Origin of the sequence: Mesorhizobium sp. M2E.F.Ca.ET.219.01.1.1, from assembly GCF_004016445.2 — a bacterium.
Classification (GTDB): Bacteria; Pseudomonadota; Alphaproteobacteria; order Rhizobiales; family Rhizobiaceae; genus Mesorhizobium.
On sequence record NZ_SADT02000001.1, the window covers coordinates 1,931,944 to 1,956,389 of the forward strand.

The 24,446-nt window shown below is 64.0% G+C and carries 27 protein-coding genes; 16 read left to right on the forward strand and 11 right to left on the reverse strand.

Annotated elements, in window-relative coordinates; all coding sequences use genetic code 11:
- The first annotated feature begins 255 nt into the window (after window positions 1-255).
- Complete coding sequence (locus EN862_RS09160; RefSeq protein WP_040982323.1) at window positions 256-513, forward strand: DUF2171 domain-containing protein; 258 nt, start codon at window positions 256-258, stop codon at window positions 511-513.
- Between the two features lie 86 nt (window positions 514-599).
- Here the strand turns inward: EN862_RS09160 and EN862_RS09165 are convergent, their stop codons facing one another.
- Together EN862_RS09165 and EN862_RS09170 are read right to left on the reverse strand one after the other, a co-directional pair.
- Window positions 600-1,616: a P1 family peptidase gene (locus EN862_RS09165; protein ID WP_127863765.1), complete on the reverse strand. Its 1,017-nt coding sequence runs from the start codon at window positions 1,614-1,616 to the stop codon at window positions 600-602.
- Window positions 1,616-2,686 (reverse strand): branched-chain amino acid ABC transporter substrate-binding protein, encoded by a 1,071-nt coding sequence (locus EN862_RS09170; protein ID WP_127863766.1) that lies wholly within the window; start codon window positions 2,684-2,686, stop codon window positions 1,616-1,618. The genes EN862_RS09165 and EN862_RS09170 overlap by 1 nt, the downstream gene beginning before the upstream one ends.
- 192 nt (window positions 2,687-2,878) lie before the next feature.
- On the opposite strand from EN862_RS09170, the gene EN862_RS09175 reads away from it, so the two are divergent.
- The 7 genes from EN862_RS09175 to EN862_RS09205 are packed head-to-tail and all read left to right on the forward strand — an operon-like array spanning window position 2,879 to window position 9,216.
- Window positions 2,879-3,373 (forward strand): flavin reductase, encoded by a 495-nt coding sequence (locus EN862_RS09175; RefSeq protein WP_127863767.1) that lies wholly within the window; start codon window positions 2,879-2,881, stop codon window positions 3,371-3,373.
- 29 nt (window positions 3,374-3,402) lie between these two features.
- Window positions 3,403-4,326 carry a MoxR family ATPase gene (locus tag EN862_RS09180; protein WP_127863768.1) on the forward strand — a complete coding sequence of 308 codons (924 nt, stop codon included), beginning with the start codon at window positions 3,403-3,405 and terminating at the stop codon, window positions 4,324-4,326.
- A 5-nt stretch (window positions 4,327-4,331) separates the two neighbouring features.
- Window positions 4,332-5,582, forward strand: coding sequence for a VWA domain-containing protein (locus EN862_RS09185; protein ID WP_189400835.1), 1,251 nt, complete (start codon window positions 4,332-4,334; stop codon window positions 5,580-5,582).
- A 57-nt stretch (window positions 5,583-5,639) separates the two neighbouring features.
- Window positions 5,640-5,978, forward strand: a complete 339-nt coding sequence (locus tag EN862_RS09190) for an XdhC family protein (protein WP_127863769.1) — start codon at window positions 5,640-5,642, stop codon at window positions 5,976-5,978.
- 5 nt (window positions 5,979-5,983) lie between these two features.
- Entirely contained in the window at window positions 5,984-6,688 is a 705-nt protein-coding gene (locus EN862_RS09195; RefSeq protein ID WP_127863770.1) for an XdhC family protein, read from the forward strand.
- Window positions 6,685-8,301, forward strand: coding sequence for a molybdopterin-binding/glycosyltransferase family 2 protein (locus EN862_RS09200; RefSeq protein ID WP_127863771.1), 1,617 nt, complete (start codon window positions 6,685-6,687; stop codon window positions 8,299-8,301). The genes EN862_RS09195 and EN862_RS09200 overlap by 4 nt, the downstream gene beginning before the upstream one ends.
- A gap of 33 nt (window positions 8,302-8,334) precedes the next feature.
- Complete coding sequence (locus tag EN862_RS09205; protein WP_127864035.1) at window positions 8,335-9,216, forward strand: alpha/beta fold hydrolase; 882 nt, start codon at window positions 8,335-8,337, stop codon at window positions 9,214-9,216.
- Between the two features lie 15 nt (window positions 9,217-9,231).
- Here the strand turns inward: EN862_RS09205 and EN862_RS09210 are convergent, their stop codons facing one another.
- A complete protein-coding gene (locus EN862_RS09210; protein ID WP_127863772.1) occupies window positions 9,232-10,281 on the reverse strand; it encodes a DUF1176 domain-containing protein in 1,050 nt (349 codons plus the stop codon).
- A 142-nt stretch (window positions 10,282-10,423) separates the two neighbouring features.
- Here EN862_RS09210 and EN862_RS09215 point away from each other — a divergent pair, with 142 nt between their 5' ends.
- Entirely contained in the window at window positions 10,424-10,930 is a 507-nt protein-coding gene (locus tag EN862_RS09215; RefSeq protein WP_127863773.1) for a DUF1993 family protein, read from the forward strand.
- A gap of 59 nt (window positions 10,931-10,989) precedes the next feature.
- Here EN862_RS09215 and EN862_RS09220 read toward each other — a convergent pair whose 3' ends face one another.
- Window positions 10,990-11,154, reverse strand: coding sequence for a DUF1127 domain-containing protein (locus tag EN862_RS09220; RefSeq protein ID WP_095818565.1), 165 nt, complete (start codon window positions 11,152-11,154; stop codon window positions 10,990-10,992).
- Between the two features lie 384 nt (window positions 11,155-11,538).
- Between EN862_RS09220 and EN862_RS09225 the strand changes: the two genes are divergently transcribed.
- From EN862_RS09225 to EN862_RS09235, 3 genes are all read left to right on the forward strand, one after another.
- On the forward strand, window positions 11,539-11,997 hold the full coding sequence (locus EN862_RS09225) for a hypothetical protein (RefSeq protein WP_127863774.1): 459 nt from the start codon (window positions 11,539-11,541) through the stop codon (window positions 11,995-11,997).
- Window positions 11,998-12,311: 314 nt separating this feature from the next.
- Window positions 12,312-13,379: an aldo/keto reductase gene (locus tag EN862_RS09230; RefSeq protein ID WP_127863775.1), complete on the forward strand. Its 1,068-nt coding sequence runs from the start codon at window positions 12,312-12,314 to the stop codon at window positions 13,377-13,379.
- Window positions 13,380-13,411: 32 nt separating this feature from the next.
- Complete coding sequence (locus EN862_RS09235; protein WP_127863776.1) at window positions 13,412-14,680, forward strand: cysteine desulfurase-like protein; 1,269 nt, start codon at window positions 13,412-13,414, stop codon at window positions 14,678-14,680.
- A gap of 6 nt (window positions 14,681-14,686) precedes the next feature.
- On the opposite strand, the gene EN862_RS09240 is transcribed toward EN862_RS09235, so the two are convergent.
- Genes EN862_RS09240 through EN862_RS09260 form a run of 5 tightly spaced genes read right to left on the reverse strand, consistent with a single transcriptional unit; the run spans window position 14,687 to window position 19,775 of the window.
- The gene (locus tag EN862_RS09240; protein WP_127863777.1) at window positions 14,687-15,715 is read right to left on the reverse strand and encodes a histone deacetylase family protein; all 1,029 of its coding nucleotides are present in this window, start codon (window positions 15,713-15,715) and stop codon (window positions 14,687-14,689) included.
- 2 nt (window positions 15,716-15,717) lie between these two features.
- Complete coding sequence (locus EN862_RS09245; protein WP_127863778.1) at window positions 15,718-16,221, reverse strand: GNAT family N-acetyltransferase; 504 nt, start codon at window positions 16,219-16,221, stop codon at window positions 15,718-15,720.
- 3 nt (window positions 16,222-16,224) lie between these two features.
- Window positions 16,225-16,734 (reverse strand): DUF523 domain-containing protein, encoded by a 510-nt coding sequence (locus tag EN862_RS09250; protein ID WP_127863779.1) that lies wholly within the window; start codon window positions 16,732-16,734, stop codon window positions 16,225-16,227.
- A 24-nt stretch (window positions 16,735-16,758) separates the two neighbouring features.
- Complete coding sequence (locus EN862_RS09255; RefSeq protein WP_127863780.1) at window positions 16,759-18,126, reverse strand: aspartate aminotransferase family protein; 1,368 nt, start codon at window positions 18,124-18,126, stop codon at window positions 16,759-16,761.
- On the reverse strand, window positions 18,123-19,775 hold the full coding sequence (locus EN862_RS09260; RefSeq protein ID WP_127863781.1) for a N,N-dimethylformamidase beta subunit family domain-containing protein: 1,653 nt from the start codon (window positions 19,773-19,775) through the stop codon (window positions 18,123-18,125). The genes EN862_RS09255 and EN862_RS09260 overlap by 4 nt, the downstream gene beginning before the upstream one ends.
- 150 nt (window positions 19,776-19,925) lie before the next feature.
- Between EN862_RS09260 and EN862_RS09265 the strand changes: the two genes are divergently transcribed.
- Window positions 19,926-20,174 carry a ParB N-terminal domain-containing protein gene (locus tag EN862_RS09265; protein WP_042644583.1) on the forward strand — a complete coding sequence of 83 codons (249 nt, stop codon included), beginning with the start codon at window positions 19,926-19,928 and terminating at the stop codon, window positions 20,172-20,174.
- Window positions 20,175-20,184: 10 nt separating this feature from the next.
- Here EN862_RS09265 and EN862_RS09270 read toward each other — a convergent pair whose 3' ends face one another.
- A complete protein-coding gene (locus EN862_RS09270) occupies window positions 20,185-21,219 on the reverse strand; it encodes a 2OG-Fe(II) oxygenase family protein (protein WP_127863782.1) in 1,035 nt (344 codons plus the stop codon).
- Between the two features lie 184 nt (window positions 21,220-21,403).
- Here EN862_RS09270 and EN862_RS09275 point away from each other — a divergent pair, with 184 nt between their 5' ends.
- Window positions 21,404-21,799, forward strand: coding sequence for a GFA family protein (locus EN862_RS09275; RefSeq protein WP_127863783.1), 396 nt, complete (start codon window positions 21,404-21,406; stop codon window positions 21,797-21,799).
- Window positions 21,800-22,087: 288 nt separating this feature from the next.
- Window positions 22,088-22,300 (forward strand): hypothetical protein, encoded by a 213-nt coding sequence (locus tag EN862_RS09280; protein WP_127863784.1) that lies wholly within the window; start codon window positions 22,088-22,090, stop codon window positions 22,298-22,300.
- 15 nt (window positions 22,301-22,315) lie between these two features.
- Here EN862_RS09280 and EN862_RS09285 read toward each other — a convergent pair whose 3' ends face one another.
- A complete protein-coding gene (locus EN862_RS09285) occupies window positions 22,316-23,248 on the reverse strand; it encodes a hypothetical protein (RefSeq protein ID WP_127863785.1) in 933 nt (310 codons plus the stop codon).
- 204 nt (window positions 23,249-23,452) lie between these two features.
- On the opposite strand from EN862_RS09285, the gene EN862_RS09290 reads away from it, so the two are divergent.
- On the forward strand, window positions 23,453-24,325 hold the full coding sequence (locus EN862_RS09290; protein WP_127863786.1) for an undecaprenyl-diphosphate phosphatase: 873 nt from the start codon (window positions 23,453-23,455) through the stop codon (window positions 24,323-24,325).
- Window positions 24,326-24,446: the final 121 nt, after the last annotated feature.

Consider the following 24,446-nt stretch of genomic DNA (forward strand, 5'->3'; position numbering starts at 1 on the left):
GCGTCCTAACAGAGGCGGGCCCAATGCTCAACGCCGCTGCCGCGCAAACCATATGCTTGTCGCGACAAGCGCCGCAAAATAGAGCCGTACGCCAAGCGCGAGAAACTGGTAGAGCGCGGTCAACAGCGTGAAGGTGAATTCATGTCTATCACGCCACGGTGAATGAGACGTGCCCTGCGATGCATCCAATCCGGCGTTCGTTTGTTATTGTCGGCCGTCTCGCATCCGAAGGGGCACATCCAGCGGAGAACCAGCATGAGCACCGACATCAGCAAGATACGCGGACATATGGAAGTGATCGGCGCCGATGGCGTCCATATCGGCACCGTCGACAAGGTCGAGGGTGACCGGATCAAGCTGACCAAGGCCGACAGCGGCATGGGCTCGCATAAGGGTCATCATCATTACATTTCGCTCGCCCTGGTCGCGGAGATCGACGGGCAGAAGGTCTGGCTTTCCGCGAATTCCGATGTCGCGGTCACCTTCGAGGAAGAGAAATCCGATCCGACCTGACCTTTGTTTTCGAGCAATTCCGGACGGAAAGCTACGGCGAAGACGCCGAGCCTAACTGCCGCACACTTTTCCTGGAATTGCTCCAGTCAGCGCGACGACCAAACCGGGAACAGATCGCCGTCGGCCGGTGTCGCGGCATGGACGCCGCGGCTGATAGCCCGCGCCATGCTCGCGCCGGCCGCCGCGAACAGGTCGATCGCGGCATCGGCGCTGAGCTCGATGCCGCTTCTGCCGGTCGCCAGCGCAAACACCAGATCGCCGTCCGCCGGCGTATGGGTCGGCCAGATGGCGCGGGCAAAGCCATCATGCGCCGAAATAGCCAGCCGCTTGGCCGCCGCTTTGGTCAGCACGGCGTCGGTGGCGATGACGGCAATGGTGGTGCTGCCGGCTCCCCAATGCCCGCCGTCGGGCCTGTCGCGGTATTTCAGCAGGATCTTCCTGGCATCTTCGGGCAGCGGATCGGGATAACCCAATCCACCGAATTCGTCGCCGATCTCGAAGGGCGCCGCCCAGAAATGGCGGCTGCGGCCGACCGTCACCGAGCCGGTGGGGTTGACGGCGGCGAGCGCGCCGATTGTGACGCCGCTGTCGAGAATGGTCGAGGCGGAGCCAAGGCCGCCCTTCAGTCCGAAGGTGAGCGAGCCCGTGCCGGCGCCCGCCGTGCCGATGGCGAAATCCATTGTTGCCGCCTGCACAGCCTCATAGCCGAGCTCGCGATAGGGCGGATAAAGGCCCCAATCCTTGTCGCCGCCATTGCGCAGATCGAACAGGATCGCAGCCGGCACGATCGGCACGCGGAAGCCGCCGACCTCGACGCCGATGTTTCTCTCGCGCAGCGCCGCCTGCACGCCGGAGGCAGCGTCGAGGCCGAACGCGGAGCCGCCCGACAGAACCACGGCATGGATCGCGGCGATCGAATTCTGGGGCTCGAGCAGGTCGGTCTCGCGCGTGCCCGGCGCGCCGCCCAGCACCTGGACGCCAGCCACGGCAGGCTCGTCGCACAGCACCACCGTGACGCCGGATTTCAGCCTTGGGTCGGTGGCGTTGCCAACACGGAGGCCCGCAACGTCGGTGATCAGATTACGCGGTCCGGTGCGGAACATTACTTATCCTCCAGCGGTACGAAATGCGTGCCGTCGAAGCGGAAGACGCGGAACGGGTTCTGGCTGAGGTCGCCCTTGTCGTCGAAGCGGATGGTGCCGATGGCGGTCGCGAAATCATGGCCGGTCAGCACCTCGCCGAGCGGCTGGCCGGAGCTTTCCGCATCGGCGGTCGCGGCCTTGGCGATCTCGACCGCCGCATAGGCCGGCAGCGTGTAGCCGTCCGGCACGATGTTTTTTGCGCCGAAGGCCTGCACGATCTTGCGGTCGGCTACCTCCGACCATTCCGGCGTTGCGATCATCAGCGTGCCGACGGCATAGGGTACATCGCCCGGCGGCGTGCGCAGGTTCTCGCCGCCGGCGAAAGTGATGCCTGCATCGAGTTGGGCGGCATCGCGGCCCATGATGGCGATGTCGTCGCCGTCGCCGCCGGCGAACACCTTGGTCGCGCCGGCCTTCTTCAGCCGGCCGACCAACCCGATCTGGTTGTCGAGCTGCGGCCGGAACGTGTCGACGAAGACCGGCCTCAAGGCGGCCTGTTCGGCCGCGCCGCGGAAGGTCTCGGCCATTTCGCGGCCATAGATGGTGCCGTCATCGACGATGGCGAACAGGTCGTCGCGCCAGAGCTGCGTAAGCCTGGCGGCAACCGCGTTGCGCTCATCGTCGCCGCGCGGGCCGAGCCGGTAGATCGGCCAACCGGTCTTGGCGCGCCGGTCGGTCAGGCTTTCGGTGCGCACGCCGACTGTGATGGCCGGAATGTTGGCATCCTTCAGGATCGGCAGCGCCGCCTCGATCGCCTCGGTGCAGAGAAAACCCACCACGACATTGACCTTGGCGTCGACGAATTCCTTTGCCGCCGCGGCGCCGCCATCGGCGGTGCAGGCATCGTCGACGGCTTTCACCGTAATGCCGGTTGCCTCCGCCGCCAGGCCCGCGCCATTCTCAATCTGGTTGCCCAGGATCGCCGACGGACCGGAAAGCGGCGCCGCAACGCCGACCAGCGTCTCGGCGTCGGCGCTCGCTGCCAGCGACAGCCAGAGCAGCACGGCTGATGTCGTCGTGAGAAGACGCATTCGGGCTAAGAGATCCTCCATGCCGGGGATACAATCCCGACACTATTCCAAGAAATGCCTAAAGGCTGGCTAAGCGCCGCGCAACACGCGAATTTGCGGATTGCGGTCAAGCACTTCGCCCGTGATAGGTAACTTGTGGCGTGCAATATGCCGCCATATATAACGCGCTTGTTCCGACAGGTGGATTATCGCGTGCTGAAGATCAATGACATCGGGCCGCAGCACTATCGCGATGCGATGGCGCATTTTGCCGGCCATGTGCATGTGGTGACCACGGACGGGCCCGGCGGTAAACGAGGCGCGACGGTGATCGCCGCCTGTTCGGTTTCGGACACGCCGCCGACGGTGCTGGTCTGCCTCAACCGCGAGAACGCCAAGAACGAGGCTTTCATCAAAAACGGCAGGTTCGCACTCAACACGCTTGCCTCGGACCAGGAAGCCGTCTCGGTCGGCTTTTCCGGTGCCACCGGGTTGCCGGCGGACGAACGCTTTGCGCTTGCCGAGTGGGATGTGATTTCGACCGGCGCGCCGACGCTGAAGGGTGCGCTTGCCGTGTTCGACTGCGAGATCATCGATGCCAAGGACCTTGCCACCCACCGTGTGCTTTTTGGCAAGGTGACAGGCTTGCGCATCGGCGATAATTTGCGGCCGCTGATCTACCATAACCGCGGCTATCACGTTCTTTGAAACGGGCGGGCGGGATCCACGGAGACGAGATGACCGCGCCGCGCCCCGTGCCGAAAACGATCGACGAAACGCTCGATCTTTTGACGGGCGCGGATTATGTGGCGGATCGCCCGCTGGCGACCGTGCTGTTTTTATCGCTGCGCATGAAGCGGCCCTTGTTCCTCGAAGGCGAGGCGGGCGTCGGCAAGACCGAGATCGCCAAGGTGCTGGCCGACGCGCTCGGTCGCCGGTTGATCCGCCTGCAATGCTATGAAGGGCTCGACGTCTCCTCGGCCGTCTATGAGTGGAATTATGCCGCGCAGATGATCGAGATCCGCATGGAGGAGGCGGCCGGCAAGGTCGTGCGCTCCGACATGGAGCGCAACGTCTTTTCCGAAAAATACCTGATCCGCCGCCCGGTGCTCGACGCGCTGACCGGCAAGGCCGGCGCGGCGCCGGTTTTCCTCATCGATGAGCTCGACCGCACCGACGAGGCCTTCGAGGCGTTCCTGCTCGAAATCCTGTCGGACTTCCAGGTGACCGTGCCGGAGCTCGGCACGATCAAGGCGGAAGAGCCGCCGATCGTCATCATCACCACCAACCGCACCCGCGAAATCCACGACGCGCTGAAGCGGCGCTGCCTCTATCATTGGGTCGACTATCCCAATGCCGAGCGCGAGCTGGAGATCGTGCGCCGCAAGGTGCCGCAGGCGAACCGCCGGCTGTCGGCGGAGGTCGTGTCGTTTATCCAGAAGCTGCGCCAGGTCGAGCTGTTCAAGGCGCCCGGCGTCGCCGAAACCATCGACTGGGCCGGTGCGCTGACCGAACTCGACAAGGTGGCGCTCGATCCGGAGACCGTGTCCGATACGATCGGCGTGCTTTTGAAATACCAGGACGATATCGCCCGCATCGGTGAGGGCGAGGGCCGGCGCATCCTCAATGAGGTGAAGGCCGAGCTTTCGGCGGCGGAGTAGGGGCGGTGCCCTTGCCGCGTCCGGAACCCAAGGAGGCGCGCGCCGATGGGCGTATCGCCGACAACATCGTCTATTTCGCCCGCGCCTTGCGCAAGGCTGGCATGCGCGTCGGCCCGGCCTCGGTGAAGGACGCCATCGAGGCGGTGCTGGCCGCTGGCATCGGCTCGCGCGACGATTTCTACTGGACGCTGCATGCGGTGCTCGTCTCGCGGCACGAGGATCATCCGGTCTTCGACGAGGCCTTCCGCCTGTTCTGGAAATCGCGCGAGCTGATCGAGAAGCTGCTGGCGATGTTTTCGCCAGTCGCGCCGGACGATCGTGAAAAGCAGAAGCCGCGGGCGGCCGAGAACCGCGTCAGCCAGGCGATGTTCGAGGGCCACCAGAAAAATCAGCCGGTGAGGGAAGTACCGGAGATCGAAGTTGATGCGCGCCTTACCTTTTCGGGCAATGAGGTGCTGCGCGGGAAGGACTTCGCCCAGATGGATGCCGGCGAAATGGCCGAGGCCAAAAAGGCGATCATGGCCTTGCAACTTCCCTTCGATCTCGTCCGCACACGGCGCTTCAAGGCCGACGCCCAAGGGCGCCGCGTCGATCCGCGCGCCATGATGCGCTCGGCCGCGCGCACCGGCGGTGAGCTTATCCTGCCGAAATTCCGCTCGCAGCGCGAAATGCATCCGCCGCTGGTGGTGCTTGCCGACATTTCCGGCTCGATGAGCCAGTACACGCGTATCTTCCTCCACTTCCTGCATGCGCTGACGGAAAAGCGGCGGCGCGTGCACGCCTTCGTCTTCGGCACGCGGCTGACCAACCTGACCCGCCAGATGCGCCACCGCGATCCGGACGAGGCGCTGGCCGAATGCTCGGCGGCGGTCAAGGACTGGTCGGGCGGCACCCGGATCGGCGATACGCTTGCCGAGTTCAACCGGTTGTGGTCGCGGCGCGTGCTGGGACAGGGCGCTGTGGTGCTTTTGATCACCGATGGGCTGGAGCGCGACGACGTCACCGGCCTTTCGCAGGAGATGGAGCGGCTGCATAAATCCTGCCGGCGGCTTATCTGGCTCAACCCGCTGTTGCGCTTCGACGGGTTCGAGGCCCGCGCCCGCGGCGTCAAAGCGATGTTGCCGCATGTCGACGAGTTCCGGGCAGTGCATAATCTCGACGCGCTGACCGATCTTTGCGCCTCTCTCGACCAGCGGCCGGCGGCCTCGGTCGATCCGCGCCGCTGGTTGCAAACTGGCGGGAGGCGCGCCGCGTAGCCATATGCTCTGCCAGGGAATGTCCCGGCGGGAAAACAGACTTTGTGAGAAGCGACGATGGATGAGAGCAATTATCTCGATGAGGCCCGCGATCCCCTGATAATCGCGGAAGGTTGGATGAAGGACGGCAAGGATGTCGCCATCGCGACCGTGGTCGAGACCTGGGGTTCGGCGCCGCGTCCGGTCGGCAGCCATCTTGTTATCGATGCCGAAGGGAATTTCCATGGCTCGGTCTCCGGCGGCTGCGTCGAGGGCGCCGTGGTGACGGAGGCGATCGACGTCATCGGCTCGGGCAAGGCCAGGATGCTGGAGTTCGGGGTCGCCGACGAAACGGCCTGGCAGGTGGGCCTTTCGTGCGGCGGCCGCATCAAGGTCTATGTCGAAAGGCTGGGCTGACCGCCGTGGATCCGTATATTCTAAAGACCCTCAACGAAGAACGCCGCGCCCGCCGCGCCGCGGTGCTGGTCACCGACCTTGGCGATGGCCGCGACCGCATCGTGCGCGAGGGCGACCATGTCGCGGGCGATCTAGGGGCGGCAATCGCCAATGCGTTCCGCACCGGCAATTCGCGGTCGGTGGAGGCGGAAGGGCGGACATTCTTTCTCAACGCGCATCTGCCGCGCCCGCGGCTCGTGGTGATCGGCGCCGTGCATATCAGCCAGGCGCTGGCGCCGATGGCCAGGATTGCCGGCTATCCCGTCGAGATCATCGATCCGCGCACCGCTTTCGCCACCCCTGAGCGCTTTCCCGACGTCGCGCTGCATGCCGAATGGCCGGAAGACGTGCTGAAGCGCGAGCCGCTCGACAGCTACACGGCGCTCGCCGCCGTCACCCACGACCCGAAGATCGACGATTTCGCGCTGAAGGCGGCGCTCGATGCCCGCTGCTTCTATGTCGGGGCGCTCGGCAGCCGCAAGACCCACGCCAAGCGTGTCGAGCGCTTGCTGGCGCTCGGCGCCGGCGCCGACCAGATCGCCCGTATCCACGCACCGATCGGCCTCGATATAGGCGCCGCCAGCCCGGCCGAGATCGCTGTCGCCGTCCTTGCGCAGACAATCCACGCCTTCCGCTCGCGCGGTCTCGAAGCAAAAGGCGCCGTGGCGTGAAATTTGGACCGGTTCCGATCGACGAGGCTGAAGGGGCGGTGCTGGCGCATGCGACGGCCGCGGGCGAAAAGCGGTTCCGCAAGGCGCACCGGCTGAGCCGCGAGGATATCGCGGCGCTCAAGGCGGCGGGCATCGCTGAAGTCGTCGCGGCGGTCCTTGCTGAGGGCGATCTCAGCGAGAACGCCGCCGCCGCGAAGATCGCCGCCGCGATGAGCCATCGCAACATCGAGATCAAGCCGGCCGCGACGGGGCGGGTGAACCTGCATGCAGGCGCCTCGGGCGTCTTTACCGTCGATGCCGGGATGATCGACGCCATCAATGCCGTCGATCCGGCCATCACAATAGCGACGCTGGCGCAGCATGCGCCGGTCGAGCAGGGCCAGATGGTGGCGACGGTGAAGATCATTCCTTTCGCCGTCGCCGCAAGCCTGGTGGACAAAGTGGTGAGGATCTGCGCCGGCCGCGAGATCTTTGCGGTCAACGCCTATCGTCCGATCAATGTCGGCGTCATCCAGACGGTGCTTCCCGGCGTCAAATCGAGCGTGCTCGACAAGACGTTGCGCGTCACCGAGGCGCGGCTGGCGCGTTCCGGCGGCCGGCTGACGGCCGAGCGGCGCACGCCGCATGAGATCGCGCCCGTCGCCGCAGCCGCAACCCAGTTGGCGCGCGACAATGACATGGTGGTGATCTTCGGCGCCTCGGCGATGAGCGATTTCGCCGATGTCGTGCCGGCCGCGATCGAACGCGCAGGTGGCACCGTCATCCGCGCCGGCATGCCTGTCGATCCCGGCAATCTGCTGGTGCTTGGGACGCTCGACGGCAAGCGCGTCGTCGGGGCGCCGGGATGCGCGCGCAGCCCGAAGGAGAACGGCTTCGACTGGGTGCTCGATCGCCTGATTGCCGGGCTCGATGTGACGGCTCGCGATATTGCCGGCATGGGCGTCGGCGGGCTTCTTATGGAAATCCCGACAAGGCCGCAGCCGCGCGAGCCGGCGCCGCAGCCGGCAAGGTCGGCGCTGAAGGTCGATATCGTGCTTCTGGCCGCCGGCCGTTCGAGCCGCATGGGCGGGCCGAACAAGCTTCTGGCGTTGTTCGATGGCGAGCCGCTGGTGCGCCGCACTGCTTCGCGCGCACTGGGCTCGAAGGCCGCCAGCACCGTCGTCGTCACCGGCCATCAGCGCGAGCGCGTGCGTTCCGCGCTAGCCGGCCTCGGTGTGACAGTCGCGGACAATCCCGATTTCGCCGACGGCCTGGCCTCGTCGTTGAAGGCGGGCATTGCGAAGGTCGCGCCCGACTCGGCCGGCGCGATGATCGTGCTCGGCGACATGCCGGGCGTTTCGTCGAAGGACCTCGACAGCCTGATCGATGCGTTCCGCAGCTCTGGCGGTCGCTCCGTGGTGCGCGCCTCGCACCAGGGCAAGCGCGGCAATCCGGTGCTCCTGCCGCGATCGCTTTTCGCGGCGGTCGCGCAGCTCGAGGGCGATACCGGCGCGCGCCATCTGGTCGAGGCCGAGGGGCTCGACGTCATCGATGTCGAGATCGGGCAGGGCGCATCGATCGATGTCGATACGCGCGAGGCGCTGGAAGGGGCGGGCGGCGTCCTACAGGATTGACAAACCGAAGCTGAATTTCGCATGCCTCTCGGCATGTCATTGCGCTTCCTCTTCGCCCTGCTCGTCGCAACCGGTTTTGCCGCCCACGCCGCCCACAGCCAGACGCTTTCGCTAAAGCCGTTCAAGGACGATCTCTTCGCTTATCCGGCGACGCTGTCCACCGGCGACAACGGCGCTTACACTGTGCTCGACTATCATGAGATGCGCGACATCAACCAGCGCGACGAGCTGCCGGAAAGGCGTGTGCGCGCGCAATACACCGACCCCGGCGTGCGCAAGGTGCAGCAGGACCTGATGCTGAGGACCGACGCCGGCGATGTCAGGCATGTGGCGGTCGGCAGGACGGAAGGCGCTTCGATCATCGTTCTCTACCTGCATGGACAAGGCGGCAGCCGCAAGCAAGGCGTCGACGACTTCACCTTCGGCGGCAACTTCAACCGCATCAAGAACCTGATGGCGCAGAATGGCGGGCTCTACCTCTCGCCCGACTTCCCCGATTTCGGCGACAAGGGCGCGGCGCAAGTCGCGGCGCTCATCGATCACTACGCCCAACAATCGCCCGGCGCGAAGATCTTCGTCGCCTGCGGCTCCATGGGCGGCATGATCTGCTGGAAGCTCGCCGCGCGCAAGGATACGGGCGGCCGCATTAACGGGCTGCTGCTGCTCGGCTCGCTGTGGGACGACAGCTTTTTGACCAGCCCCGCCTTCAAGCGCCGTGTGCCGGTGTTCTTCGGCCAGGGCAGCCATGACGTGGTCTTCCCGGTGGAAAAGCAGGAAGCCTTCTTCCACTCGATCCTGGCCAAAAAATCCTATCCGACACGCTTTGTGCGCTTCGAGACCGGCACGCATGGCACGCCGATCCGCATGGTCGACTGGCGGGGCACGCTGAACTGGATGCTGACGAAAGCGCCGTGACCATTCTGTCGAGGCTCAAGGCGCGGTATTGTAATCGATGATCGTCTGCGGATTGATCTCGCCATCATAGGAAGCATCGACGTCGTACTGGACAAGCGAGAAGTCACCGTTGCGGAACAGATAGGTCCCCGATGACGAGGCGTCCCCTACGCCACGCCATTTGTCGGATGTGGTGATGGTTTTCGTGTTCTCGTCATAGTCCGAGTTGGTCGCCCAGCCGCTGGTCTTGAAACCAATGATGTGGATCGATTCGACCTTGCCTTCGCTGTTGTTGTTCTCGTAGCGGATATCGAGATCCGGCTCGGTGAACTGCAACTGGGTCACGCCGTTGACGTCATCGGCGACGTAATAGACCGCGGTTTCGTTGTAGGCGGCCATCGAGCAGAAGAAGCGGAACAGCCGCGTCTCGCGCTCCGGGTCGGAGGCTTGAGCGTCCTTGTCCTTGTAGTGGATCGAATGAGCCTCGGGCTCGCCGATCGGCTTGCCGTCCGGATTCTCCTTGTCGCATTGGCCGCCATAAGTGGCGAGAAACGCCTTCTTGGCTTGCTCCAGAGCTTCATCCTTCTTCGGTGGCGGCGGGCCGTCGCCGCAGCTCGCCGGCACGGCGCTGTCGAAATCCTCGGTCGATGGCTTCAGCGCGCCCTTGTCGATGAAGATTGGCTGGAAGGGCGGCTCCTGGATCTGCGCATTGACCTGGCGGACCGTGTAGCAGCCCGCGAAGACCTTGGCCTCGCCCTTCTTGTCGGTCGCCTGGATGGCGACTGGAACGCTGTAATAGATGCTGCCGGCGGCACCTTCGTCCGATACAGCGCCGGTCTTGACGTCGACGCTGTCGGTGCCGTCGTAACCTTTCACGAAAGCGTTGAAATCCTTAGCTGGCTTTGTATCGCCGAAATAACCCCAGGCGCGGGCGAATTCATGGCGATTGATGGCGCTGTAAAGCGAGCGGATGACGGCGTCGGCGCTGGACCTGTCGTCGATATAGGGCGCATCGGCCGCAAAAGCGGAATGCGCGAAGCCGGCCAGTGAGAGAATGACGGTCGCTGCGAAAACGGCTTTTTTCATCGAATCCTCCGGTCGGTAACGAAAATACTACCATGGCGATTGCGGCGGCGTGGTGACGCCGTGGGCAGGACCGCTTGAAGAATCGTGGTGGGAAGCGCTAGTTCACGGCCCGCGGCGCTCGGGCCGCCTGGGGAGATTATCCGTGACCATTTCCATGTACGACATATCGGTTGGCGTCTTTTCCGCCCGGCTGAAGGCGCTGGCCAGCGTGCTGACGGCGGCGGAGCAGAATGCCGGCGAACGCAAGATCGATCCGCAGGTGTTTCTCACGGCGCGGCTGGCGCCGGACATGTTCGCGCTGGCCAGGCAGGTCCAGATCTCCACCGACCATGCCAAGGGTGCGCCGTCGCGGCTCGCCGGCCGCGAGGTGCCGAAATATGAGGACAATGAAGCGAGCTTTGCCGAGCTGCAGGCCCGAATCGCCAAGACGCTCGATCATTTGGCGACGTTCTCGGCGGCCGATCTGGAAGGATCGGAGGACCGGACGGTTGAAGTGAGGCTCGGCGGGCGCGAAACCACGCTGCCCGGCCTGCAGTACCTGCTGCATGTCGCGATGCCGAACTTCTATTTCCACGTCACCACGGCCTACGACATCCTGCGCCACAATGGCGTGCCGCTCGGCAAGCAGACATTTTTGGGAAATCGCTGACTTTTGGATGGCTTTGAGGTTTCCCGGCAGTCCGGGAAACCTCTTTGGTTCGGCGTTGTTCAGCGGGCCGACATCTCGCGCGCGATGCGCGGAAAATCCGCTGGCTTGATGCCGATATCGGCACGGTCGGCATTGCTCATCGCGTTCAGAAGCGCAAGCGCCGCGCGGTAGCGCTGGTGCTCCTGCGGCCGTGGCCGAGCGAACATTTCAGTGAAGAACCCCATGACAGTTGCCCCTGTTGGTCCTCCCGACAACAAAATATAATCGATTTGTTAAAATTGTGCAGTGCAGCAATTGCATGGCTGCCATGCCGCATCAGATTTTTCGGCCACAATCGATTTTTCGTGAAACTTTCCGGCGGGCTCGACCGTAGGGGCCTATGCCGGCCCATGGCTGGCTTTTTCCTCGCCACTCCTGGCGACCTTGCCGGACTGCACGAAAATGCGGTCCGGCTTTTTACTGATGGCTCCGGGGGCAAAATGCCTGCAATTGTTAACGTCGCCAGAAGTCATTTTTAACGAGGGCGCCCTATTTTCAGCGACATCAACGCATGCCGTCACGACAGGGAGGCTGAGATCGGCACCGGTAACAAGCTCGATTTCGCTTCGTTGCTCGACGACCTGATCGTCGCCTCTGAGAAAGGCGAGGAAGAGGGTACCCGGCCGTCTATCCCGTTCGACTATCTGTCCGTTGCCGATGAACTTCATTCCGGCCGCATCAAGGTCGCGAGCGAAAGTGTCGCCGCCGAATATCGCGAGTCCGCCGCCGACCTTGCCGCGGAGTTCACAGCGCTTCTCGACCAGGCAAAGCTGTCGCTCGCGGATGAAGAGCATCGGCCCGAGGAGCAGCTGCCGTCGATCGATCCCGAAGCAATTGCCGGGGAGCTCGGCCTCGACCGCCCGGCCAAGAATGCCGATTTGGGCCGCATCCGGCGCAATTTCGCTTTCGCCAATCATCCGGATCGGGTCGCACCACATCTGCGCCAGCGCGCCATGATCCGCATGCAGGTCGCCAACATGCTGATCGACGAGGCGAAGCGGCGGGCCTTGGTCGCGGCCAGGCGGTAGTTCCTTCCACCGAGATTTCCGTCATCCTTGGGCGTAGCGACGCGAAGCGGAGCGAAGACCCAGGGATCCATGCCGTAACCTCAGCCGAAGGATGCAGCGGAGCAGAATTCTGTACTGTTGCAACGCCTTAACGTCACGGCATGGATCCTGGGGTCTGCGCGCGTCGCTTCGCTCCTTGCTCCGCCCCAGGAGGACGAACTGAATGGCGCTTTGGACAATCTCCACACTGTGCACTTTGCCAAACGCAACAGTCTTGCTCTATGTTCGGATTTCCTCCCCGCGCAGCCGCGCAAACCTCCCGCCGGAGAAATCCCATGCATAAACGCCGCCTCGGTCGGACCGACCTCCTTGTTTCGCAAATCTGCCTCGGCTCGATGACCTGGGGGCAGCAGAATACCGAAGCGGAGGGCCACGCGCAGATGGATCTGGCTTTCTCGCGCGGCGTGAATTTCATCGACACGGCCGAGCTTTACCCGATCCCGCCCAAGGCCGAGACGCAAGGGCGGACCGAGAAGACCATCGGCAGCTGGATGAAGGCCAATCGCAACCGCGACAAGGTCATCCTTGCCTCTAAGGTGGTCGGCCGCACAGCCAACACATGGTTTCGCGGCGATCGTCCGTCGAAGCTGGTGCGCGCCGACATCTTCGACGCGGTCGAGAAATCACTGGCCAAGCTCGGCACCGATTATATCGACCTCTACCAGATCCACTGGCCGGACCGGGACATTCCGTGGGGCTCGAATCCGACGCGCGTCGGGGCGGTGGCGCGCCGGCCCGACGCCGCGGGCACGCCCGACGACGAGACGCCGATTGCCGAAACGCTCGCCGTCTTCGACGAACTGGTGAAAGCAGGAAAGATCCGCCATCTCGGCCTCTCGAACGAAAGCTCCTGGGGCGTCATGCGCTTTGTCTTCGAAGCCGAAAAGGGAGCGGGTCCGCGCGTCGCCTCGCTGCAGAACGCCTACAACCTCGTCAACCGCACCTTCGAGGTGAACCTTGCCGAGATCTGCGAGCGCGAGCAGATCGCGTTCCTTCCCTATTCGCCGCTAGCCCAGGGCTATCTCACCGGAAAATACGACCATGGCGCGCGGCCGCAGGGTTCGCGCTCGCAGCTGTTCAACCGCGGCCAGCGTTATGAGACGCCGAATGCGGCGGAAGTGCTGCTTCAATACAACAAGCTGGCGCGCTCTTTCGGCATGGAGCCGGCGCTTTTCGCCAATGCCTATGTGACAAGCCGGCGCTTTGTCACCGCGAACATTGTCGGCGCGACCACGACAGCGCAGCTCGAGATGGCGCTCTCCTCGGCCGACGTCACCTGGACGGAAGAGATGCAGAAGGCGGTCGACGCCATTCACCAGCATGTCGGCAATCCGTGTCCTTGAGCGGAATCGATTGAAAAACAAAGGGTGAGAGGATGGCAGAGTTTCCGATCGAGGCCGTGCGCGGCAGATTTCCGGCGCTTTCGCTGACTGATAAAGGGCGCCGCCGCATCTATCTGGACAATCCCGCCGGCACGCAGGTGCCGCAGGCCGTGGCGGATGCGGTGTCGCGCTGCCTGCTCTCGACCAACGCCAATCTGGGCGGCTTCTTCGAAACGACGGTCGCTGCGCAGCAGGTGGTCGACGGTGCACATGCCGCGATGGCCGATTTCCTCAACGCCGCAAGCGTCGAGGAGATCGTCATCGGCGCCAACATGACGACGCTCACCTACCACATGTCGCGCACGCTCGGCCGGACGATGAAGCCGGGCGACGAGATCATCGTCACGCGCATGGACCACGAAGGCAATGTTTCGCCCTGGCTGCAGCTTGCAGAGGATCTTGGCCTGGTCGTGCGCTTCCTGCCGTTCGACGAGCGGAGCTGGCAGGTGGAGGAAGCAGCGCTGAAGGCGCTGCTGTCGGACAAGACACGGCTCGTCGCTCTGAATTATGCCTCCAACCTCACCGGCTCGATCAACCGCGTGCGGGCGCTGACCGCAATCGCCAGGCAGGCCGGCGCGCTGGTCTATGTCGACGCCGTGCAGTTCGCGCCGCATGGGCTGATCGACGTTCAGGCGCTCGGCTGCGATTTCCTGATCTGCTCTGCCTATAAGTTCTTCGGGCCGCATATGGGCATATTGTGGGGGCGCCGCGATGTCATCGGTGGTCTCAAGCCATACAAGTGCCGCTGCTCGTCAAACGGGCTGCCGGAGCGGTTCGAACTGGGCACGCCGCAGATCGAGCTGATGGCCGGGCTGACGGCGGCAATCGACTATTTCGCCGATCTCGGCGCTGCCGCCTGCGAGCGCGGGTCGCGGCGGCAGCGGATTGCCAAGGCTTTCGACGTTTCGATCGCTTACGAGAATGCGCTGGCCCGTCAATTGATCGAAGGCCTGTCCGATATCGAGGGCCTGATCATCCGCGGCATCACCGATCCGCAGCGCCTCGCCGAGCGGGTGCCGACCGTTTCCTTCACCGTCGAAGGCATCGCGCCGGAAACGATCGTGCGGCAGATGAACGCCGAAAACATCTTCCTGTGGTCAGGCCACAATTATGCATGGGAGATCGTCCACCAGCTGGGCATACCGGCCGAGCAAGGCGTCGTGCGCATCGGCATCGCGCATTACAACACAGCGGGCGAGATCGCGGAGACGCTGGAGAGCATGCACCGCGTGATCGCGATGCTGAGGCAGCAACGAACTTGAATTTGCCTACCGCTGCTTGCCGCCGAAGCCGGTCAGGAAAGCGGTGAGGTTGTCGCCGAGCGCGTCGCAGAGATAGCCGCCTTCCTGGACGATGACCGTCGCCAGTCCGAGCCCGGCAATCGCTTCGCCGATGCGCGAAAAGCCCGGCGTCGTCACCGACAGGCCGCCGAACGGATCGCCTTCGAAGGCGTCGAGGCCGAGCGCCACGACCAGCGCTTCGGGCGAGAAGGCGCGAATGCGCTGGAAGGCCGTCGCAAGCGCTTCGAGGAAGGCCGCGTCGGCTGATTTGCGCGGCAGCGGCAGGTTGAGATTGTAGCCGAGGCCGGGGCCTTCGCCGCGTTCGTCGGCATGGCCCCAGAAGAACGGATAGAAGCGCACCGGATCGGCGTGCAGCGAGACGGTGAGCACGTCGGGGCGGGCATAGAAGATGCCTTGCGTGCCGTTGCCGTGATGCAGGTCGACATCGAGGACGGCGACGCGGGCGGAATTCTTCCGCAGCACTTGTGCCGCGACCGCCGAATTGTTGATGAAGCAGAAGCCGCCGGCGACATCGGCGAAGGCATGATGTCCAGGCGGACGGCAAAGCGCATAGGCCGAAGGCGCGCCGGCCATCACCACCTCAGCGGCCTCCACCGCGCTCCAGGCGCTCCACAGCGCGCTGTCCCAGGTCTCGGCCGAGATCGGACAGGCGGTGTCGGCCATGTGGTAGCCGGCCTGGCCGACAGCAGAGGCCGGATAGGAGCCGTTGCGGGCGATCGGGTGGATGTTCGGGATGACTTCCGCCGAAGCGCCTTCGATGCGCTGCCAGCGCATGAAGATGTGCTCGAGGAAGTCCAGATACTCAGGCGTATGCACCGCCGCGATCGGGCCAAGTCCATGTTTCCTCGGACGTTCGATCGTCAAGCCGGCCGATCTTGCGCCGGCTAACAATCTCTCGATCCGCTCCGGCTTTTCCGGGTTTGGCTGCGGCGCGCCGCTGGAGAGGAAAGCCTTGGGATCATGGCGTTTCTGCTCCTCGGCATAGAAGGCTTTCATCGTCATTCCTCCGGCGCGTCGGCAAAGGCGAAGAAGGCATCGCCGACGATTTTCTGCACCTGCTCGTAGCTCGACCAGCCGATGCCCAGTCTTTCATAGAAGGCCTTGGCGGTCTCGTTGTCGGTATCGACGGATAGCCTGAGATAGACACCTCCGGCCGCGCGGCATTCCCTGGCAACGCACCGCAGCAGCTTTTCGCCAATGCGGCGGCCGCGAAAACGGTCGTCGACATAAAGGTCCTGCACATAGACACCCGGGCGGCCCATCCAGGTCGAGAAGATCGGGAAATGCAGGCAAAGTCCGGCGAACTCGCCGCTGATTTCGGCAATCAAGGTCGAGAAGGCGGGCTTTTCGCCGAAGCCGTAGCGGCGAAGGTCTTCGGGTGTCGAGGTGATTTCCTGATGCGCGCCGATATGAGTGCCGAGACGCAGCAGGGCGGCGTGGATGGTTTCGACGTCGTCGATGCGCCCGGGGCGGATGACTGTCTTGGTGCCTTCCTGCCGCATTGATCAGGCCGGGGATTGCGCCGGCCCAAGGCCGGTCAAAAGATCATCAAGCTCCTCGATCTGGTCTTCCGAGAAGACACGGATACCATTTTCCTCGAGCAGCGCTGTGGTCGTGCCTTGGCCAGCCACGCGGGTCCCTGAAAAGCTCCCGTCATAAATGAAGCTGCTGCCACAGGACGGGCTGCCATCCGTCAATACGGCATAGCGGCATCCGGTTTCGCGGGCGAGGTCGAGCGCCAGTTGCCCGGCTTGGCGGTAAAGGTGGGTGACATCGCTGCCGGTTTGCTCGATCACTCTGCCCTGGCCCTGCAGGACCGCATGGCCGTCGCCCGCGCCCTGGATTTCCGCCGGCGGACGCGGCGTCGAAAAACCTGCCGCAACCTCTGGACAGATCTGCACGATCCGGCCTTCCGACTGCCACCGCGACAGTACGGGATGGTGGTCGAGCCGAAACGAGCCGTTGTAGCGCACCTTGCTGCCGAGCAGGCAGGCCGAGACAAGCACCCTCTCCATATCGGCTCCTCCCTTGGCGAGGGCTCAGTGATTGACCGGCAGGTCAAGTTCGGCGGCAAGTGCCTCCAGTGCGTCGCCAAGCACCGCGATAATCTCACCGATCTGTTCGCGGGTTGTGATCAAAGGCGGGCAGACCATGAAATTATCACTTACCGGCCCGCCGCGCACGCGCCGCGAGTAGATGATGAGTCCACGCTCGAAGGCCAGATCGATGAGCCGCAAATTGGCGTTGAGATTTTGTGGCAATGGCGTCCGGGCCAAGGGGTCGGCGTAGAGCTCCGCACCCATGAACAGGCCCTTGCCTCGCACGTCGGCAATGAAAGGAAAGCGACCCGACAGCGCTTCGAGTTCGCCCCTCAGCACTTCGCCCATGACGGCGGAATTCTCGACCAGGCCAAGGCGGTCGACTTCGCCGAGAACGGCAACGCCGGCCGCGCAGGCGACGGGATTGCCGCCATAGGTGTGGCCATGCAAGAAGCCACCCGTAGCAACGACCGGCCCGACGATCCTCTCTGTCGCGGCAAGCGCCCCCAAGGGCGCATAGCCGGAACTCATCCCTTTCGACAGCGCAACGATATCCGGCCGGCAGCGCCAATGATCGCCGCCCAGGAACTTGCCTGTGCGTCCGATGCCGGTCATGACCTCGTCGTGGATCAGCAGGATACCGTAGCGGTCGCAGATCTCGCGGATCCGGGCAAAATAGCTGTCGGGCGGCACCAGCGCGGCGGTCGCCGCGCCGCCAATCGGCTCCATGATGAAGGCGAGCACGCTTTCGGGCCCTTCCTCCAGAATTTTTTCCTCAAGCATATCAGCGTAGCGGACGCCGCGCTCTTCCAGCGACAGATTATCTTGGTCGCGATGAACAAACGGGGCCGGCACCAACGGCATCGGCCGTCCAAGCGGGTCGAATGTCTTGGTGAGGACATCGTCGCCGGTAACGGCAAGCGTGCCGAGCGTGATGCCGTGATAGGAGGGCATGCGACCGATGATTTTCCAGCGCTTGTCCTGGCCCGTCGCGACCGCCCATTGCCGCGCGAGCTTGAGGCAGGCCTCGACCGCTTCGGAACCGCCGGAAACGAGATAAATGCGGTCGAGCCCGTTCGGAAGCCGATCGGCCAAGTCCCGCGCCAGCGCGACGGCCTGTTCGTTCTCGAATTGGAAGATGTAGGCGAAACTGACGCGGTCGAGCTGCCGCTTCATCGCATCGATGACGTTGCGATTGCCGTGACCGATATTGACGTTGACCGCGCCGCTCGATCCGTCGATGTAGCGGCGGCCGCTCTTGTCCCACAGATAGATGCCGTCGGCGCGATCCACCATCGGCTGGGGCCGCCTTGTGAAGTGGAAAAGGTTCGGCCGGCTGCTGGTTTCGATGGATTGCACAGCGCTCATTCGCCCCTCTCGTCTCGGCCGAGATAGCGGTCGAGAACATTTTTGGTCACGCGTTCGACCATCGCGTCCTGCCTTAGCAGGCCGGCGACCCATTCGCAGCTTCCGGCATGGAAGACCTCGCCCTTGCCGCGCGGGAAATTGACGATCATGCCGTTGCCGCGCTTGACCTTGTCGAGATTAGCGTCGCTGGCCTCGCCGAACAGAGTCTCGGCGGTGAAGCGGCCGTCCTCGTCGGTAAGGAACTGATCCTCGATCGGGATATCGGCGCTTTCCTCGACTTGGCTCGCCATGCCGACCGCCAGCACCTGCAGGCCATCCGGCGCGCCGCTCTCCGCGGTCGGGTAGGGCAGGCCGCCGCGGATCTCGAAATCGAGGCCGTCGACCTCGTAGCCATAGACATGGCTGTCGGCGCCGAGCAGGTCGCCGTAATAGATGCCGGTGCCGGCGAAGGCCCAGTGCTCGGGACGGTAGACCGGGAAGCCGCGCACGCCGCGCGGCGCGCAGCCGCCCCAACCGGCATAGACGCCGCGCGTCGCATTGAGGCCGAAGGTGGCGCTGCCCGGACGTCCGATCTCCGGCGCCTCCCAGGAGTTGGTGGCGCGGGTGACGTCACCGCCGCGATAGGCAGGGTCCTGCGCGCGCGCCTTGTATTTGTAGCAGACCTGGCGGCGGCCTTCGTCCTCCAGCCTCGTCTGCCACATGAAATTGCCGGCGAAGCGCGCCGCATGTCCACCGCGCTCGACATAGTTGTCGACGGCGTCGCGCATCTCCCAGGTCCAGTATTCATCGTGCCCTACGAAGACGACGCAGTCGTAACCGTCGAGGATTTCGGGCGAAAAATGCAGCTCGTGCTGGCTGGCGAGATCGACCTGATAGCCGGCGCGTTCGGCGAAGCGGAAGAAATGGCTGTCATAGCTCGCCCAGCCGGAGGAGGCGTATTTCTTCGAATGTCCCGTGGCGAAGGCCCATTCCATATGGGGATAGCGCGGTACGGTCTTCGGCGGCACCGCGACTTCGAGCGGCACGCGTGGCGCGTCCTTTGGCAGCACGACGAAGCCGCGGCACCAGGGGCGCTGCGTAGACACCATCGTCGCGTACTGATCGCGGTTCGGGCCGGTGATGCCCTGGTAATGGTTCGAGCCGCCCCAGGTGTTGTAGGCAAGCCAGGTGCCGGTCGCGGCCACCTGCAGCAGACGGCCGGGTTTCTTGCTGGGCAGGGGCGCGACGATGAAGAGATGGTGGCTGCGGATCGGGTTGCCGTCGCGGCCCTCGGCCGAGAGCGTCACGCGATAGGCGCCCGACGGCCAATCGTCGCCGACACGGAATTCGAACGACCCTTCCCAGCCGCAGCCTTCGACCGAGCATTGGTCGAGCGTGTCCTGCCAGCGCGCCGACAGGCCCGATCCCGCGAAGACCTTGGTTTCGCTGTCGCCGTCGCGGATGACGGCAAGGCTGAATTGCGGCGCCGTCGAACTGACGAAAAGCATGACTATCTCGCCCGGGCGATAGGAAAACCGGTCGCTGTAGCCCCAGATCTCACCGCGCTCACCATCCATCCCCGGCCATTCGTAATAATGGCCGCGCACCGCCTCGCGGCGCTGCTCGGGCGTCAGCCCGAAATCGGGAAATTCGGTGGGCAATTGCGTCAAGGAACACCTGGAGATCACGAAGCCGTCATTGAGACCATCGGCCGGCCAAGCGTCAAATGGAAATCATCGGGCCAGCAGGCGCTTGCGCTTGGCGATATCCGGCAAACGGACTATTCAACTTCAGGCGATGTTTCAACGCCGGGAGCCGACATGCTGCGGGTACAAAAGGTCAAGGTCGACGACATCTACGTGCCGACGGCGCGGCGCAAGACGCTGCATCCCGAGACCGTGCGCCATCTCGCCGAGGACATCCTCGAGAACGGCATGAAGACTCCGATCCAGGTGCGCCATGACGGCAAGCGCCACATCCTGGTCGAGGGGCTGCACCGGCTCGAAGCCGCGAAATGGCTGGGCGAGACCATGATCGACGCCTATCTTGTCCAGGCCAAACGCCACTGATTTCTCTGATTCAAGAAGCCTTGGCTCTTCGCGGCTGGCGCAGGTGCCTGACGCCGCTCATTTCGACGAATTTCGTCGCCGCGTCCCAGAGATAGTCGCCATAAAGGAACGGCTCGAAGGGCTCGGCGCCCTCGAGCGGCAGCGGCGCGATCTCGGCGTCGACGCGTGGCTCGTAGAAGAACGGAATCGAGAAGCGCGCCTGTTTGGGCGCGATCACCCGATGCCGGGTCGCGCGCACCCTGCCAGCGGTCCAGCGCTCCAACAACTGGCCGAAATTGACGGCGAGCGTGTTGTCTGCCGGCGGCACGTCGATCCATTCACCGGCAAGGTTTTTTGCCTGCAGGCCTTCGACGCCGTCCTGCGCCAGCAAGGTGACGAAACCGGAATCGGCATGCTCCCGGCCAATGATGGTCCGCATCTCGCCCTTGTGCATCACGGAGAAGTCGGGGCCGCTGAGGTCGATGCCGCTGTTTGGATCGCGCAGCGGGTAGCGGATCAGGCGCAATGTGGAGATGCCGCCCTCGAAATCCCTGTCGAAAATTGTCTCGGTCAGCCCAAGGCCGCGCGCGACCGAGCGCAGCAGCGCGTTGCCGACCGTCTCCATCGCCTTGTAGTAACCAGCGGCTGCCGGGTGCCAGCCGGGCAGGACGTTTTCGGGCGGCAGAGGCGTGGCCTCGCAGAGCGGATCGGTGGCATCGAGGCCGGAGGGCGCGGTGCGCACCTCGGCGATGTCCGGCCCCATGTCGATGCCTTCCTTGTAGGAGACGGCGGTCGGCTGCAGTGGGAACCAGCCGCGATAGACATTCTGTTTGGTGTGGTCGAAATTCCAGCGCAGCAGCTTCTCTTTTTCGGCCTCCGGCAGCGAAAAGATCGCCAGCAGACGCGCCCGGTTCTGCGGCGTCAGCGAGTCGTCGCCCGGAAAGTCACGGATCGCCATGAAGCCGATGCCCGACGCCGCGGCCATGATCCTCGAGTCGGTCTGGTCGCGGGCGGGCGAGGGCGGACCGAACAAGGGTGCAATCGCTATCGTGTCGATGTCGGCCATCAATCTTCCTCCCGACGGACGCCGTAAGCAGGGCGTGGCGGCGGCCGATTGTCAATCGCGGGCAAGGACACGTCGTTGGGCCACCCGTATCAGCGCTGACGATCGCATCCCATCAATGTTTTTTGTTTGACCCAGTCATGCCGGTCACTACCTTGCCGGCATTCCTCGAAACGGGTTGTCGGTGATGGCGAAATATCAGGGTGGGTGCCTGTGCGGCGCGGTGCGTTACAGAGCCGAGGTCGCGCCGATCAACGAGCGCGTCTGCCATTGCCGGATCTGCCAGAAAGCGATCGGCGCGGCCTTCAACGCGCGACTCCTGTTCCGCATCGACGATGTGACCATCGAAGGGCCGGTGGCGACGATCAACTCCACGCCGGACCTCAAGCGCGGCTTCTGCCCGGCTTGCGGCACAACCCTGTTTTCGCGCCGCGATTCCAGAAACATTCTTGGCGTCACGTCCGGCTCGCTCGACGACCCGTCATTGTTCAAGCCCGACATGCATTTCTGGACCGCCTCGAAGCAGCCTTGGCTGATGCTCGACGATGGCTTGCCGCAGTATCAAGGCGCGCCACCGGCTTAAGGTCTGTCGATATTCAGGTGATGCCGGCCTGCAAATGGCGGCTTCCTGCGCTTCCGGTGCTCACGTACTTAAGTACGCTCCGCTCCGGTTCTCGGAACCCACCATTTTCGGCTCGGCCTGACCTGAATCTCAACATACCTTGGCTTGCCTTGGCCTGACTCATTTCGACGCAGCCGCTGCACAAAAATTTCATCTCCGGTGCACGAGATAGCCGGCAAAGCGTCATTGGCAGGCCATCATTGGCTGCCTATCTAAGCGCCATGCGGGCAGGCAGTGAGGAGGCGACGGATGAGCGAGAGCATCAACACCCTGGACGAGCTTTTGAACGACCCGATGGTCCAGCTCGTGATGGCGCGCGACCGGGTGCGCCCGGCCGAGCTTCGCCTGCTCCTGGAAAAGGCTCGCGACAGGGCCGGCGACGATTCCCGCATCGACCAGGCGTCAGTGCCGCCTGCGCATATAGTGGCAAGAAGCTGTCTGAAGCAGTGGCTGCACCGCTGAGGCTATTCCGGGAAATCAGCTCGAATAGGCGGGCAGGTAGCTATAGTGACTGCGTGAATAGGCGAGCTTGAAGCCGAGCCGGTCGTAGTTGCGATAGGCCGGTCCGTCGCGGTCGGGGAGCGGCGCCTCGATATCGGCGACAAACAGTTTCGCGCCGGCCGCAATGCCGTCGCGAACCAGCCTTTCTCCGAGCATGGCATCCAGATCGAAGCTCGGCGCCATGATGCCGGGTACCGGCGCGTCGATGCCGCTCCAGGCAGCGCCGTCAGGGCCGATGAAAAGCGAGCGCACCGCGGCGACCGCGCCGCCACGTTTCAGCATGTAGTGGCGCCAACCCTTGCGGCCGACAAGCGCGGTGAGCCAGGGCGAGGTGGGGAGCCTGTATTTGGCATCGATGAAGGATGCCCATTCCGAAGCCGTCCTGGAGGTGACCTCCTCGACCACTGGATCGTCTACCGGGATCAGCGGATCGCCCGGGAAGAGCGGTTCGTTCGGCAGCGGCGTCGCGTCGCGATAGATGCGCTCCCAGCCGCCCTGATGCTGCAGGCCGCGCGCTTCCAGCCAGCATCTCAGCCGCGCCGGCTCGGTGTGAGGACTGGTGTAGAACCAGGGACGCCTGATGCCGGCATTGCGATAATGCGCGAGCAGCGCGTCGAGCTGTTCCTCGGTCGCCGGCCCATCGACGCCGACATTCTTCACGCAGTTGAAATGGATGAACGGGATTGTCGTGCATGTGGTCCAGACCAGATCGCCGTCGCTCGCGATCGACAGCCCTTGGCGTGCCGCAAAATCGGCGGGCACCGCCTCGTAAAGGTCGAGCCATGCCGCGACTTCGGCGCGCTCGATGGCGCGGCTGATCTCACGCGATACCTCCTCGATCGCGATTTCCGGGATGTGCGTTTCCGGCGGCGCGAGGGGCTCGAGTTCCGAGAGGGCGGCGGTCGACATAGCATGCTCCTCCGATATGCCTTACAGTGTAAGATTAGCGAAGGATAATATGATGCAGCCTGTTGTCAAGCAGGATTAGCGGCACCTTACAAATCCGTGAGTTGGAATCACGCTATCGTGAGGCTAAGCCTCTCCAGAGGGGCTTTCGAAGACGATTCACTTTTGCCTCCGACAGGGATCGGGGGCGCAGGGAAAAGGGTTGAGATGACCGACGTCTGCACTCAAGGACTGGACACCGGCTTTGTCGGCCTGGGCTATGCCAAAGTGGCGTTCCTGGGCATCGTGCAAGGCATCACCGAATTGCTGCCGATCTCGTCCACGGCGCACATGCGGATCGTGCCGGCGGTGCTTGGCTGGCAGGATCCCGGATCGGCCTTCTCGGCCGCGATGCAGCTCGCGGCACTCGCGGCAGTGGTCAGCTATTTCTGGAGCGATGTCAGGGACGTGCTCTTCGGATCGATCTCGGCGATCGCACGCCGCGATTTCGGCGACCGCTATTTCCGCCTCGCGATCAGCATCGTGCTGGCCACCGTGCCGATCGTCATTGCGGGCCTTGCGCTTTCCGGCGTGCTCAACGCCTGCAATTCGCCGCTGCGCGGGCTCGCCGTCATCGGCTGGGCCTGTATCGCCATGGCCATCCTCTTGGCGCTCGCCGAGATTTTCGCCAGCCATAAGCTTATGCTGCGCCAGGCGTCGATCCTCGATGCGCTCTTGGTTGGCATCGCCCAGGTCGGCGCGCTCATTCCTGGAGTCTCGCGCTCGGGCTCGACGCTGACGGCGGCCATGGGCTTGGGCTTCGCCCGGCCGGAGGCGGCGCGCCTCTCCTTCCTGCTCGGCTTGCCGGCCATCGCGCTCGCCGGCCTCAAGGAGCTCTATGAACTGCACAAGGTGCATCTCGACGCGCATGGCTGGTCGGTCCTGGCCGTCGGCCTCGTCGTCGCCTCGATCTCGGCCTTCTTCGCCATTTGGGGGCTGATGCGAGTGCTCGAACGCTTCTCCGCCTGGCCGTTCGTCATCTATCGCGGCCTGCTTGGTGTGGTGCTGCTAATCAGCGTGGCGACCGGTTGGCTCACCTAGGGTGTGTCGATATTCAGGTGAGGCCCGGCCTGCAAATGGCGGCTTCCTGTGCTTCCGGTGCTCACGTACTTAGGTACGCTCCGCTCCGGTTCTCGGAAGCCACCATTTTCGACTCGGCCTG